The 738-nt window shown below is 46.1% G+C and carries 2 protein-coding genes; both read left to right on the forward strand.

Annotated features, from left to right (window positions below; genetic code table 11):
• Positions 1-421, forward strand: a 421-nt coding sequence (locus A596_RS21650) for a glycoside hydrolase family 108 protein (RefSeq protein ID WP_039918845.1), incomplete at its 5' end; no start/stop codon positions are given.
• A gap of 15 nt (positions 422-436) precedes the next feature.
• On the forward strand, positions 437-738 hold a 302-nt coding region (locus tag A596_RS23400; protein ID WP_200882996.1), incomplete at its 3' end, for a hypothetical protein.

A 738-nucleotide genomic window follows, 5' to 3' on the forward strand; every position in this document is an offset into this window, starting at 1 on the left:
TGAAACCAACTACGGCATTACCCTTAATGTTGCCCGGAGCGAAGGCTACAAAGGCAATATGCGCGACCTTACCCGTGAACAAGCTAAAGAAATCTATCGCACGGCTTACTGGGGGAAAATTAAAGCAGATCAATATCCCGGTGCAATTGCTTACCAAGTGTTTGATACCGCAGTGAATCACGGCGTATCGCAAGCCATTAAATTTTTGCAGCGCGCAGTAGGCGTTATGGATGATGCCAACCTTGGCCCCGTCTCTATAGCTGCCATTAAGTCCATGCCGGTGGGTGATGTGCTATCGCGTTTCAATGCAGAGCGACTGGATTTTTATACGAATCTATCAACATGGTCGAGCTTCGGTAAGGGATGGGTGCGGCGTGTTGCCATTAATCTCAAATATGCTGCTGAAGACATTGCGCATTAATTTGCCGGGGGAATGATGAATTATTTACTTATCGGTTTTTTATTTTCATTAGCGGCGATTGGCTACCAGTGGCAACACAATCAAACACTGGAAGCCAAGATCACCACATGGGAAACCAATTACAACTCGCTCAATGAGAAGTACACCGCCTCAGAAGATAACAACCGGAAATTACAGGAAGCCGAGCAAGCGCGTGCCGAGGCAAAAGAAGCGCTGATCGAAAAGCAAAATGATTTACAGATCAATGCCGAAACACGCCAAGACACTATTGTGAGGTCTCACCATGAAATTGTTGAAATTAAAGATTGGGCTAGCCA

The sequence above is a fragment of the Cellvibrio mixtus subsp. mixtus J3-8 genome (assembly GCF_000766945.1).
GTDB lineage: Bacteria > Pseudomonadota > Gammaproteobacteria > Pseudomonadales > Cellvibrionaceae > Cellvibrio > Cellvibrio mixtus_A.